A 16,594-nucleotide genomic window follows, 5' to 3' on the forward strand; every position below is an offset into this window, starting at 1 on the left:
CAGGGGGCGGATGAAGATTCGCCCCCTTGTTGTTTGTCCCTTATGAAAGTATTGAAATACCCGTTTATTGCACCACCCCACCAGATCAGAGTGAGATTGGATGTGAGCAAGAGAGCCTATAACTTCTGTGCCGGTCCCGCGGCGCTTCCTGAAGCAGTCCTGCAGCGTGCGCAGGGTGAACTCCTCGACTGGCATGGAAAAGGCCTCTCCGTGATGGAAATGAGCCATCGCAGTGATGAGTTCGTGTCCATTGCGACCAAGGCCGAGCAGGATCTGCGCGACTTGCTGGACATCCCCTCCCATTACAAAGTGCTGTTCCTGCAAGGCGGCGCGAGCCAGCAGTTCGCTCAGATCCCGCTGAACCTGCTGCCGGAAGACGGCACGGCCGACTACATCGACACCGGCATCTGGGGTCAGAAGGCTATTGAAGAGGCCTCGCGCTACGGTCACGTCAATGTGGCCGGCACCGCCAAGCCCTACGACTACTTCGCCATTCCTGGTCAGAACGAATGGAAGTTGTCGAAGGACGCTGCCTACGTGCACTACGTGCAGAACGAAACCATCGGCGGCCTGGAATTTGACTGGGTGCCGGAAGTTGGCGATGTGCCATTGGTGTGCGACATGTCTTCGGACATCCTTTCGCGCCCGATCGACGTGTCCAAGTACGGCATGATCTACGCCGGTGCGCAAAAGAACATCGGCCCAAGTGGCATCCTGGTCAACATCGTCCGCGAAGACCTGTTGGGGCGTGCCCGTTCGCTGTGCCCGACCATGCTCAACTACAAGGTCGCGGCCGACAATGGCTCGATGTACAACACCCCGCCGGCGTTTTCCTGGTACCTGTCCGGCCTCGTGTTCGAGTGGCTGAAAGAGCAGGGCGGTGTCGCCGCCATGGGCAAGCTCAACGAAGAGAAGAAGCGCACCCTGTACGACTTCATCGACGCCAGCGGCCTGTACAGCAACCCGATCAACCTGACCGACCGCTCGTGGATGAACGTGCCGTTCCGCCTGGCTGACGACCGTCTGGACAAGCCATTCCTGGCCGGTGCCGACGAGCGTGGCCTGCTGAACCTCAAGGGCCATCGTTCAGTCGGCGGCATGCGCGCCTCCATCTATAACGCTGTCGACATCCACGCGATCAACGCGCTGGTGGCCTACATGGCAGAGTTCGAAAAGGAACACGGCTAATGTCTGAACAAGAGCTCAAGGCCCTGCGTGTACGCATCGACAGCCTGGACGAGAAAGTCTTGGAACTGATCAGTGAGCGTGCGCGGTGCGCCCAGGAAGTGGCACGGGTAAAGATGGCGTCCCTGGCTGAAGGCGAAGTGCCGGTGTTCTACCGTCCCGAGCGTGAGGCCCAGGTGCTCAAGCGCGTGATGGAGCGCAACAAGGGGCCGCTGGGCAACGAAGAGATGGCGCGGTTGTTCCGTGAAATCATGTCGTCGTGCCTCGCGCTGGAGCAGCCGCTGAAGGTGGCTTACCTCGGTCCTGAAGGTACGTTTACCCAGGCGGCAGCCATGAAGCACTTCGGCCACGCGGTGATCAGCAAGCCGATGGCGGCCATCGACGAAGTGTTCCGTGAAGTCGCAGCCGGTGCGGTGAACTTTGGCGTGGTGCCGGTGGAAAATTCCACCGAGGGCGCGGTCAACCACACCCTGGACAGCTTCCTTGAGCATGACATGGTGATCTGCGGCGAAGTCGAGCTGCGTATCCACCACCACCTGCTGGTGGGCGAGAACACCAAGACCGACAGCATCAGCCGCATCTACTCCCACGCCCAGTCCCTGGCCCAGTGCCGCAAGTGGCTGGATGCCCATTACCCGAATGTCGAGCGCGTGGCGGTGTCCAGCAACGCCGAAGCGGCCAAGCGGGTCAAGGGTGAGTGGAACTCGGCGGCGATTGCCGGCGATATGGCCGCAGGCCTGTACGGCCTGACGCGCCTGGCCGAGAAAATCGAGGATCGCCCGGATAACTCCACGCGCTTCCTGATGATCGGCAGCCAGGAAGTGCCGCCGACCGGCGACGACAAGACCTCGATCATCGTCTCCATGAGCAACAAGCCCGGCGCGCTGCATGAGCTGCTGGTGCCGTTCCATGACAATGGGATTGACCTGACGCGCATTGAGACTCGTCCTTCGCGCAGCGGTAAATGGACCTACGTGTTCTTTATCGACTTCATCGGCCATCACCGCGACCCGCTGGTCAAAGGTGTGCTCGAGAAAATCAGTCAAGAGGCCGTGGCACTCAAGGTGCTGGGCTCTTACCCGAAAGCGGTTTTGTGAGGCGTTAACATGAGTGGCAACTTCCTCGCCCTGGCTCAGCCGGGCGTGCAACAACTGTCGCCTTACGTCCCGGGCAAGCCTGTGGACGAGCTGGCGCGTGAGTTGAATCTGGACCCGTCCAAAATCGTCAAGCTGGCGAGCAACGAGAACCCGCTGGGCCCGAGCCCCAAAGTGCTCGCGGCGATTCGCGAAGAGCTGGCCGAGCTGACCCGTTATCCTGATGGCAACGGCTTTGCCCTCAAGTCGTTGCTGGCAGAAAAATGCCGGGTTGAGCTGAGCCAGGTCACGCTGGGCAACGGCTCCAACGACATCCTTGAGCTGGTCGGTCGTGCCTACCTGGCGCCGGGCCTGAATGCGGTGTTCAGTGAGCACGCGTTTGCGGTCTACCCGATCGTCACTCAGGCCGTCGGTGCTGACGCGCGTGTGATTCCTGCCAAGGACTGGGGCCATGACCTGCCAGCGATGCTGGCGGCCATCGATGCCCAGACCCGCGTGGTGTTTATCGCCAACCCGAACAACCCGACCGGCACCTGGTTCGATGAGCAGGCGCTGAACGAGTTTTTGCGGGATGTGCCAGAGCACGTGCTGGTGGTGTTGGACGAGGCCTACATCGAATACGCCGAAGGCGGCGACCTGCCGGATGGCCTGGACTTCCTGGCGGCGTACCCGAACCTGCTGGTGTCGCGCACCTTCTCCAAGGCTTACGGCCTGGCCTCGCTGCGGGTTGGCTATGGCCTGTCCACGGCGGTGGTGGCTGATGTGCTGAACCGCGTGCGCCAACCGTTCAACGTCAACAGCCTCGCCCTGGCCGCGGCCTGTGCAGCGGTGAAGGACGCCGAGTACCTGGAAGAGGGTCGCCGGATCAACGAAAGCGGCATGCTGCAGTTGCAGGCAGGCTTGCGTGAGTTGGGCCTGGGCTGGATTCCGTCCAAGGGCAACTTCATCTGCGTCGACCTCGGCCAAGTGGCTGCGCCTGTGTTCCAGGGCCTGTTGCGCGAAGGCGTGATTGTGCGTCCGGTGGCCAACTACGGCATGCCGAACCACCTGCGTATCACCATCGGTTTGCCGGCTGAAAACAGTCGCTTCCTGGAGGCGCTGGCCAAGGTTCTGGCTCGTGGTTGATGTCACTGCATTGCAACCTGCTGTGCCTATGATCGGTCGCCTGGTGGTGGTCGGGCTGGGGTTGATTGGCGGCTCTTTCGCCAAAGGCCTGCGTGAAAGCGGGCTGTGTGGCGAAGTGGTCGGCGTCGACCTGGACCCGCAGTCGCGCAAGCTCGCGGTTGAGCTGGGCGTGGTGGATCGCTGTGAAGCAGACCTGGCGCTCGCGTGCCAGGGGGCTGATGTGATCCAACTCGCGGTGCCGATCCTGGCGATGGAGAAGTTGCTGGCAGTGCTGGCTGGCATGGACTTGGGTCAGGCGATTCTTACGGACGTCGGCAGTGCCAAAGGCAATGTGGTGCGCGCGGCGCAACTGGCTTTTGGCGGTATGCCTGCGCGCTTCGTGCCGGGCCACCCGATTGCTGGTTCCGAGCAGAGCGGGGTGGAGGCGTCCAATGCGCAGCTGTTCCGTCGGCATAAGGTGATCCTGACGCCGCTTGAACAAACCGACCCGGCTGCGTTGGCCGTGGTGGATCGTCTCTGGCGCGCGCTGGGAGCGGACGTCGAACACATGCAAGTCGAACGCCACGACGAAGTGCTGGCGGCGACCAGCCATTTGCCGCATTTGCTGGCATTCGGCCTGGTGGATTCCCTGGCCAAGCGCAACGAAAACCTGGACATTTTCCGCTACGCCGCCGGTGGCTTCCGCGATTTCACGCGGATTGCCGGCAGTGATCCGGTGATGTGGCACGACATCTTCCTTGCCAATCGCGAAGCGGTGTTGCGCACCCTGGACACCTTCCGCAGTGACCTCGACGCGCTGCGCGATGCGGTCGATGCGGGTGATGGTCATCAGTTGTTGGGCGTGTTCACCCGTGCGCGGGTGGCGCGTGAGCATTTCAGCAAGATCCTGGCGCGGCGTGCCTATATGGAAACCGCTGTGAACGTCGATGAGCTGGCCTTTCTCGCCAATCCGGGCGGCCGCTTGAGCGGGCGTATCCGGGTGCCGGGTGACAAGTCGATCTCCCATCGGTCGATCATGTTGGGCTCATTGGCTGATGGCGTGACCGAGGTTGAAGGTTTTCTTGAGGGCGAAGATGCCCTGGCGACCTTGCAGGCGTTTCGCGACATGGGTGTGGTCATTGAGGGCCCGCACCATGGGCGCGTGATCATTCATGGCGTGGGCTTGCATGGCTTGAAGCCAGCGCCGGGGCCGATTTATCTGGGGAACTCGGGCACGTCCATGCGGCTGTTGTCCGGGTTGCTGGCGGCGCAACGCTTTGACAGCGTGCTGACAGGCGATGCGTCGTTGTCCAAGCGGCCGATGAGCCGGGTGGCCAAGCCGCTGCGGGAAATGGGCGCAGTGATCGAGACCGCGCCGCAAGGGCGTCCGCCGCTGACCATTCGTGGCGGGCAGTCGCTTAAAGGCTTGAACTACGCGTTGCCGATGGCCAGCGCCCAGGTCAAATCCTGCTTGTTGCTGGCCGGGTTGTATGCCGACGGCAAAACTGCAGTGACCGAGCCTGCACCGACCCGCGATCATACCGAGCGCATGTTGCGCGGTTTTGGCTATCCGGTGCTGGTGGAGGGCGCTACTGCGTCGATTGAATCGGGACATGCACTGACGGCTACCCATATTGAAGTGCCAGGGGATATTTCCTCTGCTGCGTTTTTCCTGGTGGCGGCGTCGATTGCCGAGGGTTCCGAGCTGCTGCTGGAACATGTCGGCATCAACCCTACTCGCACCGGGGTAATCGATATCCTGCGGCTGATGGGCGCAGATATCACCCTGGAAAACCAGCGCGAAGTCGGTGGTGAGCCTGTCGCAGACCTGCATGTGCGTGCTGCGTCGCTGAAGGGTATCGAGATTCCAGAAGCCCTTGTGCCATTGGCCATCGATGAATTTCCAGTGTTGTTTATTGCGGCGGCCTGCGCAGAGGGTCGGACCATTTTGCGTGGGGCTGAGGAGCTGCGCGTAAAGGAGTCTGACCGTATCCAGGTGATGGCCGACGGTCTGCTGGCGCTGGGCGTGAAGTGTGAAGCCACCTCCGATGGGATTATCATTGACGGCGGCCTGATGGGCGGGGGTGAAGTTCATGCCCAGGGTGATCACCGGATTGCCATGGCGTTCAGCGTAGCGTCCCTCAGGGCGACTGCGCCGATTCGTATCCGTGACTGCGCCAATGTTGCTACGTCTTTTCCGAATTTTCTTACACTGTGTGCCCAAGTCGGCATCCGTGTTGCCCAAGAGGCTCAATTGTGAATATCAAATCACCGGTGATTACCATCGACGGGCCAAGTGGCTCGGGCAAAGGCACGATCGCCGGCATCCTGGCCAAGCGCCTCGGCTGGTGCCTGCTGGATTCCGGCGCGCTGTATCGCCTGCTGGCATTTGCCGCACGCAACCATGGCGTGGACCTGACCAACGAAGAGTCCTTGAAGCTGCTGGCGGCGCACCTTGATGTGCAGTTCGTCGGGGCGACGGAAGGTCATCCTCAGCGCATTATCCTGGAAGGGGATGATGTGACGGATGACCTGCGTAACGAACAAGTGGGTTCCTGGGCCTCCCAGATCGCCGCGCTGCCGGCCGTGCGCGACGCGTTGCTGCAGCGTCAGCGGGCTTTTCAGGAGCCGCCGGGCCTTGTGGCAGATGGCCGCGACATGGGCACGGTGGTGTTTCCTGAAGCGCCGCTGAAGATTTTCCTCACCGCCAGCGCCGAGGAGCGGGCACGCCGCCGTTACTTGCAGTTGAAGGGCAAAGTCGATGGTGTTAGTCTGTCGAGTCTGCTAGATGAGATCCGTGCACGCGATGAGCGTGATACCCAGCGCGCAGTAGCCCCGCTAAAGCCGGCGGCTGATGCCATACAGCTGGATTCCACGGAGTTGTCCATCGAGCAGGTGCTGGAACGCATCATGAGTGAAATCGCCATTCGCGATATCGCCGGGTGATCAAGAAGGCCGCAGGGGACCAGTCATAGTCCTGCGGTGGCTTCTTTTAACTGAAACTGACCCACACCGTCTGGGGTGTGGAGATGGGCGTATTCTTCGCCCTTATCAACAGGAATTAAAATGAGCGAAAGCTTTGCGGAACTCTTTGAAGAAAGCCTAAAAACCCTGAACCTTCAGGCAGGCTCCATCATCACCGGTGTTATCGTTGATATCGATTACCAAGCTCGCTGGGTAACCGTTCACGCTGGTCTGAAGTCTGAAGCTCTGATCCCGCTGGAACAGTTCTACAACGATGCTGGTGATCTGACAATCAATGTCGGTGACGAAGTTCACGTTGCTCTGGACTCGGTTGAAGACGGTTTCGGTGAAACCAAGCTGTCCCGTGAAAAAGCCAAGCGCGCTGAATGCTGGATTGTTCTCGAAGCAGCCTTCGCAGCTGAAGAAGTGGTCAAGGGCGTTATCAACGGTAAGGTTAAAGGCGGCTTCACTGTCGACGTTAACGGCATCCGTGCGTTCCTGCCAGGTTCTTTGGTCGACGTTCGTCCTGTGCGCGACACCACGCACCTGGAAGGCAAAGAACTCGAATTCAAGGTCATCAAACTCGATCAGAAGCGCAACAACGTTGTCGTTTCCCGTCGTAGCGTCCTGGAAGCAGAGAACTCCGCCGAGCGTGAAGCTCTGCTGGAATCCCTGCAGGAAGGCCAACAAGTCAAAGGTATCGTCAAGAACCTCACCGATTACGGCGCATTCGTCGATCTGGGTGGCGTCGATGGCCTGCTGCACATTACCGACATGGCTTGGAAGCGTATCAAGCATCCTTCCGAAATCGTCAACGTTGGCGACGAGATCGATGTCAAGGTTCTGAAGTACGATCGTGAGCGTAACCGCGTTTCCCTGGGCTTGAAGCAGCTGGGCGAAGATCCATGGGTTGCTATCAAAGCTCGTTACCCAGAAAGCACCCGCGTAACCGCGCGTGTTACCAACCTGACCGACTACGGCTGCTTCGCTGAGCTGGAAGAAGGCGTGGAAGGCCTGGTACACGTTTCCGAAATGGACTGGACCAACAAGAACATCCACCCTTCGAAAGTCGTACAAGTCGGCGACGAAGTGGAAGTTATGGTTCTGGACATCGACGAAGAGCGTCGTCGTATCTCCCTGGGCATCAAGCAGTGCAAATCTAACCCATGGGAAGATTTCTCTGGCCAGTTCAACAAGGGCGATAAAATCTCCGGCACCATCAAGTCGATCACCGATTTCGGTATCTTCATTGGTCTGGACGGCGGCATCGACGGCCTGGTTCACCTGTCCGACATCTCCTGGAACGAAGTTGGCGAAGAAGCTGTTCGTCGTTTCAAGAAGGGCGACGAGCTGGACACCGTTATCCTGTCGGTTGACCCAGAGCGCGAGCGCATCTCCCTGGGTATCAAGCAACTGGAAAGCGATCCGTTCTCCGAGTACGTTCAAGAGAACGACAAAGGCGCCATCGTTAAAGGCACTGTGAAAGAAGTTGACGCCAAAGGCGCCATCATCGTTCTGGCCGACGATATCGAAGCGACTCTGAAAGCCTCCGAAATCAGCCGTGACCGCGTTGAAGACGCGCGCAACGTTCTGAAGGAAGGCCAGGAAGTAGAAGCCAAGATCATCAGCGTTGACCGCAAGAGCCGCGTGATCCAACTCTCCATCAAGTCGAAAGATGAAGTTGAAGAGAAAGAAGCTATCCAGAGCCTGAAATCCGCTCCGGAAGCTGCAACTGGCGAGACCACCATGGCCTCCCTGCTGCGCGAAGCAATGGCTAAGCAGAACTAAGTTCTGTAAAGCTGTAAAAAGGGCGACTTCGGTCGCCCTTTTTTGTGCCTGAAATTCGTTGAATCAACAAGTGAGAACCAAGGCCTACAGCTCAGTGTCAGAGCTGACTATAGTCTTGATAAAAGCACTCTCCTGTTGCTGTTTTAATAAGGGTCCCAATGAACAAGCTTATCGTAGTGTTCTTAGTTGTAATGCTTGCAGGCTGCTCCGCCACCAGCGCCAAAACTCACGTGAGGCGCGGCGTCAGCGGGATTGAAGTCGACTGCTCGGGGCTTGGCAATCATTGGGAGAAATGCGAACAGCGCGCCGCCCGCGAATGCAAGATGCAAGGCTACAAGGTCATCACCAGGTCAAGCGAGGCCAAGGATGAGGAGGGCGACTACCTGTTCGGCTGGAACCCGGCTGGGGCAGTCACTCGCACGATGCTTGTGATCTGCAATTAAGCGCATTACGTGTTCGCCACAAGTGCTTATTCGGCCAGCAGATAAGTTGATGCATGGGCTGTTCAAATTCATCAAGTCATGCTAAAACCTTCGAAGCGCTTTTCCTAGCTGCTTGAAAAAGAAGGGAAAAATATGACGAAGTCGGAGTTGATCGAACGAATTGTCACCCATCAAGGGCTGCTTTCATCCAAGGATGTGGAGCTGGCTATCAAGACCATGCTTGAACAAATGTCCCAGTGCTTGGCTACCGGCGATCGGATTGAGATTCGCGGGTTTGGGAGCTTCTCCCTTCACTATCGCGCGCCGCGGGTTGGGCGAAATCCCAAGACCGGGCAGTCTGTGAGTCTTGATGGTAAGTTCGTGCCTCACTTCAAGCCAGGCAAGGAGTTGCGGGATCGGGTGAACGAAGACGAAGAAGAGGGCGTCTGAGTGTTTTTGGATAGGGGGAAAAGTTATGAGTGGGGTTAAGCGCGTTTTGTTGGTGTTGACCATTCTGGCGTTTGTCTTGGTGACCCTTGCGTTTGTGCTTGAGAATCAGCAGGGCGTCGCGCTGTCGTTTTTGGGTTGGAGTAGTGCGCAGTTACCCGTGGCCGTGTTTGTAACGCTGGCGTTGATTGCAGGCATGCTGATTGGACCGTTGCTCGGTGGAGTGATCAGGCTTGCGGGGCGTCGTAAACAAGGTTTATAGCCCTTGGATGCATACCCCGCTCAACCCTGATCTGCCTGCGGCCAGTGAGCGCAGTTGCTCGTCCATCACATCCAGCGGTTCTGCCAAGTCATGAGGCTGGTCGTTTACGCAATTCGTAGAGCTTGAATGGCAGTTTGAACAGCAGCATCAGTATGTTGGTGTAGAGCCCATTCGTGCGACAGGCATTAACGATTTCCAGGTTCAACTTCAAGCTGCTCCTTAGTCCAGCTGTACTGGCGCCTCCTGATCGCATCCGTACCAGCACTTGATTAATATAAGAATACTTGAGGGCGTGCACCTTAAACAGTCGCACAAAAAACTCGTAATCCGCAGAAATCCTGTACTTCAACGAGTACTGGCCGACGACGTTGTAAGCTGATTTACGAATGAATGTCGCCGGATGAGGTGGCATCCATCCAAAGCGCAACTTCCATGGTGCAAAGCGGTTTGCGCGGTAAAAGCGTGTCACTTTGTGCAGGTCGGTTGGATTGACAAAAACCACATCGCCAAACACCGCATCGCTCTCTGGGCGACGTTCGAATGCTTTCGCCACAGACGAAAGACTGGTGGTGCTTTCATAAAAGTCATCGGAATTCAAAATGCCGACCACGGCACCGGTAGCCATGGCTACACCTTTATTCATTGCATCGTAGAGGCCCTTGTCCGGCTCGCTGACAAAGCGACTGATACGGTCTCCATAAGATTCGACAATCGCCTGCGTCCCGTCCCTTGAGCCGCCGTCCACAACGATGTATTCGATATCACCATAGTCTTGTGAAAGAACGGACTCAATCGTGTCTCGAATGGTGCTCGCGCTGTTAAAACAGACTGTAATAATTGATAACTTCAAGACAACCTCTTATGTACGACCATACAGGTCTTCGAAGCGTACGATATCGTCTTCACCCAAATAGGAGCCGGACTGCACTTCAATCAGCTCCAGGGGTATAACGCCAGGGTTCTCCAGCGTGTGGACCTGACCAATAGGGATATACGTCGACTGGTTTTCAGTGACCAGATAAGTTTTCTCACCATTGGTAACCCGGGCGGTGCCACTCACGACAATCCAGTGCTCAGCTCGATGGTGATGCATCTGCAGTGATAGCTTCGCGCCTGGATTAACGGTGATGCGCTTCACTTGGTAGCGGCTGCCATTATCAATGGAATCGTACATCCCCCAAGGCCGATAGACTTCACGATGATCAAGGGATTCGCATCGGCCTTCGGCTTTCAATCGATCAACGATCTTCTTGACGTTCTGCACTTGGCTTTTGTGGGCGACCAGGATGGCATCCTTGGTTTCCACGATCACCAGGTCCTCAACACCTACGGTGCTCACCAGGCGACTCTGGGAATGTACGAATGTGTTGTGGGTCTGTTCGACCAGAACGTCCCCGTTGCACACGTTGCCTTGTGCGTCCTTCTTGCCAACCTCCCACAGCGCTGCCCATGATCCAATATCGCTCCAGCCGGCATCGAGCGGTACGACGACAGCGTCAGCCGTTTTCTCCATTACCGCATAATCGATCGACTCCGACGGACACGCTGCGAAGGCCTCTTTGCCGACACGCGTGAAATGCATATCTTGGGCACCCACTGCGATAGCGCTGCGACAAGCTGCGAGGATGTCCGGACGGAATTTTGCCAACTCTTCCAGGTACCTGCCCGCGCGGAACATGAACATGCCACTGTTCCAGAGATAGTTTCCGCTGGAAAGGTAAGCGCGTGCAGTTTCTTCATCAGGCTTCTCGACGAAGCGCGCGACCTCGAATCCGGCGGCGTTGACGCTATTACCCTTTTCGATATAGCCATAACCTGTTTCCGGCTGAGTCGCCACAATACCGAAGGTCACCAACTTGCCGTCGAGCGCCAGGGGAAGCGCTTTGTGGATGCACGCTTGGAATGCGGCGACATCCTGGATCAGGTGATCGGCTGCCAGTACCAGCAAGAGCGGATCCTGCCCGTCGACGCACGATTGCAGTGCTGCCAGTGCGACCGCTGGAGCCGTATTGCGCCCCACGGGTTCCAGCAGGATGTTGGCGCTTTCCAGGCCCAGTTGCCGAAGCTGTTCGGCGGCCAGGAATCGATGTTCTTCGTTGCAGATTAATCGGGGGACATCGACTTCAAGTCCTTCCAGGCGCTTGATTGTGGCCTGCAACATGGACAGCTCGCTGTCAGCCAGGCAAAGAAACTGCTTGGGGTTGAGCTGACGCGAAAGCGGCCAAAGGCGTGAGCCAGAACCGCCGGCCATAATTACCGGAATCAACATTTATTCTTCCCTTGCGTTCAATTCGTTGGTCACGCCGACAGACGGTTTTAAAGCGATATCCAGCATGGTCTTCGCGACGCTCTCCCAATCTTTAGGGATCGTTTTCAACTGTTCTGTCCAGTCAGGCCAGTAGCCTGTCGAGAGTTTTGCGTGCAGTTCGTTTACCGCATCTTTCAACGAGTCTGCGCTATTGGCTTGAAAGTATATCGCCTCGTCGCCACATAAAACCCGCGCATAAGGCAGGTCCGGACATACGATGGGCAGGCCTGCAAACATGGCTTCCACAAGTGGAAACCCATAACTTTCATCCGTTGAGAGAAACAGTAGCGCATCCACTCGGTTGTAGGCATCAATCATCTGTTGCGCAGTCAGTGTGCCCAGGCAGTGAAGCCATGGAAGATTGGGTGCTGGATTGCTTTTTTCGTCGAGCGTTATAGCAAGGCGCGCCAAGGGCCACTGTGCAGCCTGGCGGTCATCAATGCTGGCAAGCAGCTTGTGATTTTTATGCGGATATCCGGCTGCGGGGTAGATCAGGTGCAGCGGATCACCCTCGGTCGTGATGCGCCCGGTGCGTTTGATTCCGGCGTTCAACAACCATGCAGGAACAGGTTGTGCCACAACGTGTACGCGCGAGTGCAGGGACGGGTACGACTTGATAAGAGCGTCACGCATCAATGTAGTTTGGACGATAAACGCCTGCGCGTATTTGATGTTGGACCGAAACACCCATCTGAGTAGTGCCTGCTTCATTTTTCCAAGGCGCCAAGAGAATTTTTCCGGGCGCAAGAGGTGTGGTGTTTGAACAAAAACCGTCTGTTGGCTCGTGCAACGAATGGGCAGGTCGCCCATGACCAGAAGCGGAAGCTCCCCACTAAAGCGCTGTCCTAAAAACAGGCACTCCGCCAAGCGTGATAGCGAATTGGGAAGGTAGCGACGGTAACGTGTCAAGGCGACTGACGTGTCGTTATTCTGATAAGACGATAAGTCTCCCTTGTCGGGCAGATAAACCTCGACAACGCGTACGGTTTTATTCCTCTCCAGGGCGGGCAGCAATGACTTGATCAATTGCACCGCGCCCAGTCCGGCAATGTTGGTCAGGTGAAGACGAACAGCATCTTGTCTCATGGCGATGATTATTCCGGATACCAAGGAGAGATAACGGCAGCTTTGCTTTGGGGATTGGCGCGAAGAACGGCCAGCATGTAGCGGGCCGCGACCTCCGGTTGAATGGCCGCAGCAGCACGGGATGTGGCAGCGCGCATGGTAAGCAGGCGTGTGGGGTCGGTGTGCAATGCACTGATGAGCGATTCCAGTGAATCCGGATCATCGGCCACGAATACGTCCCCGGCACCAAATGTCTCCACCAGAACCCGAGCGCCTACCTGATCGCTGCAGATCACAGGAACGCCCGCGCACAACGCTTCATTCACCACGACTCCCCAGCCATCATAACGACTAGGCAAGACCAAGATGTCGTACTCGGACACTACTTTCTGGGTCATGCCGAACGGGATTGTCCCGCGCAAGTGAATCCTGTCGCTGTCGAAGGCAAGCAGCTTGGAGCCGCCAGGGCCGTAGATATCCAGAATGATCGGCGCTTTAGAGCGGGTAACGGCTTCAATGAGCAGATCGATGCCTTTGCGCGCGATCAATGCGCCGACAAAGACAATTCTTAATGTCGTGTCGTCTTCACCGGGGTCTTTTGAATTCGGCGCGAGTGCCCCGATGGCCGGAACAAAGTAGCCGAAAGGAAACAGTTTGTTTTTTGCTATCCCCGACGTTGAGTATTGTTCAATCGCCTTTGCCGAGATTGTAAAGACTCCGGATATATGTCGCTTGAGCAGCGCCGTGTACACCCTGTAAAGACAAGGGCGTAACGCTGCCTTGAGCTTTTCGCGTGTGCGCAGCTTATCGTTGAAGTAGCCTTGGGCAATCGGGGAGTACGGCTCCGAGATGATGTAGAACTCCACTCGAAACAGGACGGCCAGCATCAGGCAGTAGAGCATTTTCAGATTCTGAAATGCGCTGCCGAACAGGTGGACTTCATGTCGGTGCTCGCGCATTTTCCGGTAGCAGTAAAGCATCCCGCCGCGCTGCGGTATCAGTCGACGTTCTATCGACGTTACCTGAGTGTCTTGCCAACCCTGAGCGCGACGGGTCGCATCTTCCATCGTCAGCACATAAGCCAGGAGCGGTGTCTGTGCTTGCTGGGACAGTGCTTCATACGTAAACGCCTGATGATCCGTCAGGACCGGTTGCCAGGTAATGAATAGAGGCTGCTTTGTCATGAGCGCTCACCCCATATAAAACCTAGCACTGCCTGACCAGCCAGTTGTGGAGAACATCGAGTCACGACGGCCTCTGTGCCCCTGAGGGCGCATGCCAGTGTTTGCCCTGGTTCCTCGACGACGCTGCGAAGCAGGTCTGCCAGCGCCTTTGGGTCGTTGCGTGTCAGGTACAGCGCCCCCGAGCCCAATACCGCGCGCACATCGCTGATGTCTGTACTCAATACCAGCAAGCCTGCCTCGGCGAATTCAATAACCTTGGAAGGGAAGGTTGTGTCAGCCAGAGGGCCACCCACCGGCTTCAGCGCCAGGCCTACGTTGCATCGATGGAGTATCTCGGCGTACTCAATATCGGTGGTGCGCCCGTGCACCGTCACTCTGGGGGGGGCGCCTTCATTGGCCAGCTCCCGGAGGGCTTCGAGTGACTCACCTTTGCCGGTCACTTCAAATTGCAGGCTGTGTACCCACGCCTCGGAGTCCTGGCGAAGCAGGCGGATGGTATCAATCAGCAGATCCGCACCGGTATCGGCATTGAGCGTACCGGCCATCAGGACTGATTGCGGGTTGGCACTCGATTTAACGCCGAATGTTTTTGTAGCGGTCGCGCCATAATAACAATGGACTGGACGAATGCCGGTCATGCCTGCCAGCGCGCTGCACGCCAGCAATGCGCCATCTGGACAAAGGCGGTCGTACAGCCAGGTAATAGAGCGCCCCAGTAGTGCTTTCAGCGCACCGCTGTTCTGGCCCGCGACTTCTCCGTCCTCAAGGTCAAGGAAGCGTTTGTAGCCGCTGACGGATGCTGCTATCAGCAAGGGAAGATAAGCACTCATGCGGTTGTAAAAAATCACCGCTTTCTTCGGGCTTGACGAAAGTCGGAGCAGGGCGCCGATCAGAAAGAACAATGAGAGAAACTGGGAAAAAAACCGAACATGTGAAAACGGCGCGTACACGACGGGCACGCCCGCCACCCGCCTGACTGTGCGGGGGAAATAGTTGAAGGAGCCGTTGGCGCGTCCTCGCCCAAGGCTCAGGATGCAGGGGCGTGCGCCTGCTTCGCGCAATGCCTGGCAGAGCATGAGCACCTTGCGGGAGGCGGCAGGGCTATCACTGACGATGCCCCTCTCAAGGCGAGTCTTGTCATCCAGCGCATTGCACACTACCAGGACCAGCGGGCGCTTCATGGCAGTTGTCTCTTAGCGACTGCCGGCACGCCAGCGACCAGCGTATGGGCGGGAACGTCGCGTGTCACCACGGCTCCGGCGGCAACGATGGCGCCGTCACCAATGGTGACGCCCCCCAAAATGATGCTTTTGGCGCCAATCCAGCAGCCGTCACCCACCACAATGGGGCGTGCTGTTCCGGTGCCTGCGCGTCGCTCACGGGGTCCGAGTTCGTGGCTGCCGACGATAAATTCAACGCCATGTCCCAGGTCGCAGCGGGAGCCGATTTGGATATCGGCTTCTTGATGGGTATGAAACACCACCCCAGGGCTAAGCCAGGTGCCTTCGCGGATGATCAGGCGTCCCCGGCCATAGATCCATCCACGCCCGCAGAACTTGACGTCCGGGTGCATCTCGATGCCTGCCCAGCGCAGAAGCGCCGATCGGGCGGTAAACAGACGCGATGGCGGGAGGAGCGACAGAATGATGTTGATTAGGTGTCTGATCATAGGTACCGACTAAGCCTCGACCGGGAGCGCCCCGGTCAGAGACTGTTGCTTCCTGCAGAGTAGGAATTGAGGTGAGAGAGGTGCATTGAGTGGCTCCAGGATGAACCATCCCACGCGCCTTTTACTAACGCGAACGCACGCGCAGGGCATTCTCGGAAAACCAGCTGTAGGCGTCCCTCAGTCCATCTTCGAGGGTGATTGTCGCTTCCCAACCCAACTGCTTCAGACGGGAGACGTCCATCAGTTTTCTTGGGGCACCGTCCGGTTTGCTCGCATCAAAGCTCAGGCGGCCCTTGAATCCGGTGACCTTGGCGATGGTCTGAGCCAGCTCACGAATGGTGCAGTCTTCACCCGTCCCGACGTTGATATGAGAGAGCATAGGCTGGGTATGGGCGCCATACAGCTCAGGGCTCAATTCCATAATATGAACGGATGCACTTGCCATATCATCGACATGCAGGAACTCACGCATCGGCGAACCGCTGCCCCAGATCACGACTTCTTCGACATTCTGCTCGGTGGCATCATGAAAGCGACGCAGGAGGGCAGGAATGACGTGAGAGTTTTCCGGATGGAAGTTGTCGTTCGGGCCATACAAGTTGGTAGGCATGGCGCTACGATAATCACGGCCATATTGACGATTGTAGCTTTCGCACAACTTGATCCCGGCAATTTTTGCGATTGCGTAAGGCTCATTTGTAGGCTCAAGCACGCCGGTCAGCAAGGCCTGTTCAGCCATGGGCTGTTGAACCTTGACCGGGTAGATGCAGGATGATCCTAGAAATAGCATTTTCTGCACATCATGTTGATGTGCAGCGTGGACGATGTTGGCCTGCATGGTCAGGTTCTCGTAGATGAACTCGGCCGGGTAGGTGTTATTGGCGTGAATGCCGCCCACCTTGGCGGCCGCCATGTAGACCTGCTCAATCTTGTTCTCGGCAAAAAACGCGGCGACCGACTGCTGATCCAGGAGATTCAATTGAGCCCTGTCCCGGGTCACAATATTTGTGTAACCCAACGCTTGCAGGCGACGGACAATGGCCGAACCGACCATTCCTTTATGGCCGGCAACAAAAACACACTCGCTCAATTGGCGTGACAT

At 57.4% G+C, this 16,594-nt stretch carries 16 protein-coding genes; 9 read left to right on the top strand and 7 right to left on the bottom strand.

Annotation, left to right across the window (positions count from 1 at the left end):
* Positions 1–102 precede the first annotated feature (102 nt).
* The 9 genes from serC to AB3G88_RS08030 all read left to right on the top strand — a co-directional run bounded on the left by serC (position 103) and on the right by AB3G88_RS08030 (position 9,266).
* Complete coding sequence (gene serC, locus AB3G88_RS07990; protein WP_099587337.1) at positions 103–1,188, top strand: 3-phosphoserine/phosphohydroxythreonine transaminase; 1,086 nt, start codon at positions 103–105, stop codon at positions 1,186–1,188.
* On the top strand, positions 1,188–2,282 hold the full coding sequence (gene pheA / locus AB3G88_RS07995; protein ID WP_003172650.1) for a prephenate dehydratase: 1,095 nt from the start codon (positions 1,188–1,190) through the stop codon (positions 2,280–2,282). The genes serC and pheA overlap by 1 nt, the downstream gene beginning before the upstream one ends.
* 9 nt (positions 2,283–2,291) lie before the next feature.
* Positions 2,292–3,404 carry a histidinol-phosphate transaminase gene (gene hisC, locus AB3G88_RS08000; RefSeq protein ID WP_480453634.1) on the top strand — a complete coding sequence of 371 codons (1,113 nt, stop codon included), beginning with the start codon at positions 2,292–2,294 and terminating at the stop codon, positions 3,402–3,404.
* Between the two features lie 28 nt (positions 3,405–3,432).
* A complete protein-coding gene (locus AB3G88_RS08005; protein WP_480454419.1) occupies positions 3,433–5,643 on the top strand; it encodes a bifunctional prephenate dehydrogenase/3-phosphoshikimate 1-carboxyvinyltransferase in 2,211 nt (736 codons plus the stop codon).
* Positions 5,640–6,329 (top strand): (d)CMP kinase, encoded by a 690-nt coding sequence (gene cmk / locus AB3G88_RS08010; RefSeq protein WP_099587334.1) that lies wholly within the window; start codon positions 5,640–5,642, stop codon positions 6,327–6,329. The genes AB3G88_RS08005 and cmk overlap by 4 nt, the downstream gene beginning before the upstream one ends.
* Positions 6,330–6,449: 120 nt before the next feature.
* Positions 6,450–8,135, top strand: coding sequence for a 30S ribosomal protein S1 (gene rpsA, locus AB3G88_RS08015; RefSeq protein WP_027604177.1), 1,686 nt, complete (start codon positions 6,450–6,452; stop codon positions 8,133–8,135).
* A gap of 158 nt (positions 8,136–8,293) precedes the next feature.
* Entirely contained in the window at positions 8,294–8,578 is a 285-nt protein-coding gene (locus AB3G88_RS08020) for a hypothetical protein (RefSeq protein WP_400529506.1), read from the top strand.
* 132 nt (positions 8,579–8,710) lie between these two features.
* Positions 8,711–9,007, top strand: a complete 297-nt coding sequence (ihfB, locus tag AB3G88_RS08025; RefSeq protein ID WP_003218804.1) for an integration host factor subunit beta — start codon at positions 8,711–8,713, stop codon at positions 9,005–9,007.
* Between the two features lie 25 nt (positions 9,008–9,032).
* Positions 9,033–9,266 carry a lipopolysaccharide assembly protein LapA domain-containing protein gene (locus AB3G88_RS08030; protein WP_099587332.1) on the top strand — a complete coding sequence of 78 codons (234 nt, stop codon included), beginning with the start codon at positions 9,033–9,035 and terminating at the stop codon, positions 9,264–9,266.
* Positions 9,267–9,354: 88 nt separating this feature from the next.
* Here the strand turns inward: AB3G88_RS08030 and AB3G88_RS08035 are convergent, their stop codons facing one another.
* The 7 genes from AB3G88_RS08035 to fcl all read right to left on the bottom strand — a co-directional run bounded on the left by AB3G88_RS08035 (position 9,355) and on the right by fcl (position 16,594).
* Positions 9,355–10,116 carry a glycosyltransferase family 2 protein gene (locus AB3G88_RS08035; protein WP_158877034.1) on the bottom strand — a complete coding sequence of 254 codons (762 nt, stop codon included), beginning with the start codon at positions 10,114–10,116 and terminating at the stop codon, positions 9,355–9,357.
* A gap of 9 nt (positions 10,117–10,125) precedes the next feature.
* Positions 10,126–11,535, bottom strand: a complete 1,410-nt coding sequence (locus AB3G88_RS08040; RefSeq protein ID WP_158877032.1) for a mannose-1-phosphate guanylyltransferase/mannose-6-phosphate isomerase — start codon at positions 11,533–11,535, stop codon at positions 10,126–10,128.
* The gene (locus tag AB3G88_RS08045) at positions 11,536–12,660 is read right to left on the bottom strand and encodes a glycosyltransferase (protein ID WP_480453636.1); all 1,125 of its coding nucleotides are present in this window, start codon (positions 12,658–12,660) and stop codon (positions 11,536–11,538) included.
* Positions 12,661–12,668: 8 nt separating this feature from the next.
* The gene (locus tag AB3G88_RS08050) at positions 12,669–13,823 is read right to left on the bottom strand and encodes a glycosyltransferase family 4 protein (RefSeq protein WP_480453637.1); all 1,155 of its coding nucleotides are present in this window, start codon (positions 13,821–13,823) and stop codon (positions 12,669–12,671) included.
* Complete coding sequence (locus AB3G88_RS08055; RefSeq protein ID WP_480453639.1) at positions 13,820–15,004, bottom strand: glycosyltransferase; 1,185 nt, start codon at positions 15,002–15,004, stop codon at positions 13,820–13,822. Before AB3G88_RS08055 ends, AB3G88_RS08050 begins: the two co-directional genes overlap by 4 nt.
* Positions 15,001–15,492, bottom strand: coding sequence for a DapH/DapD/GlmU-related protein (locus AB3G88_RS08060; RefSeq protein ID WP_158877028.1), 492 nt, complete (start codon positions 15,490–15,492; stop codon positions 15,001–15,003). Before AB3G88_RS08060 ends, AB3G88_RS08055 begins: the two co-directional genes overlap by 4 nt.
* A 124-nt stretch (positions 15,493–15,616) precedes the next feature.
* Complete coding sequence (fcl, locus tag AB3G88_RS08065; protein WP_480453640.1) at positions 15,617–16,594, bottom strand: GDP-L-fucose synthase; 978 nt, start codon at positions 16,592–16,594, stop codon at positions 15,617–15,619.

The organism is Pseudomonas arvensis, from assembly GCF_056688935.1.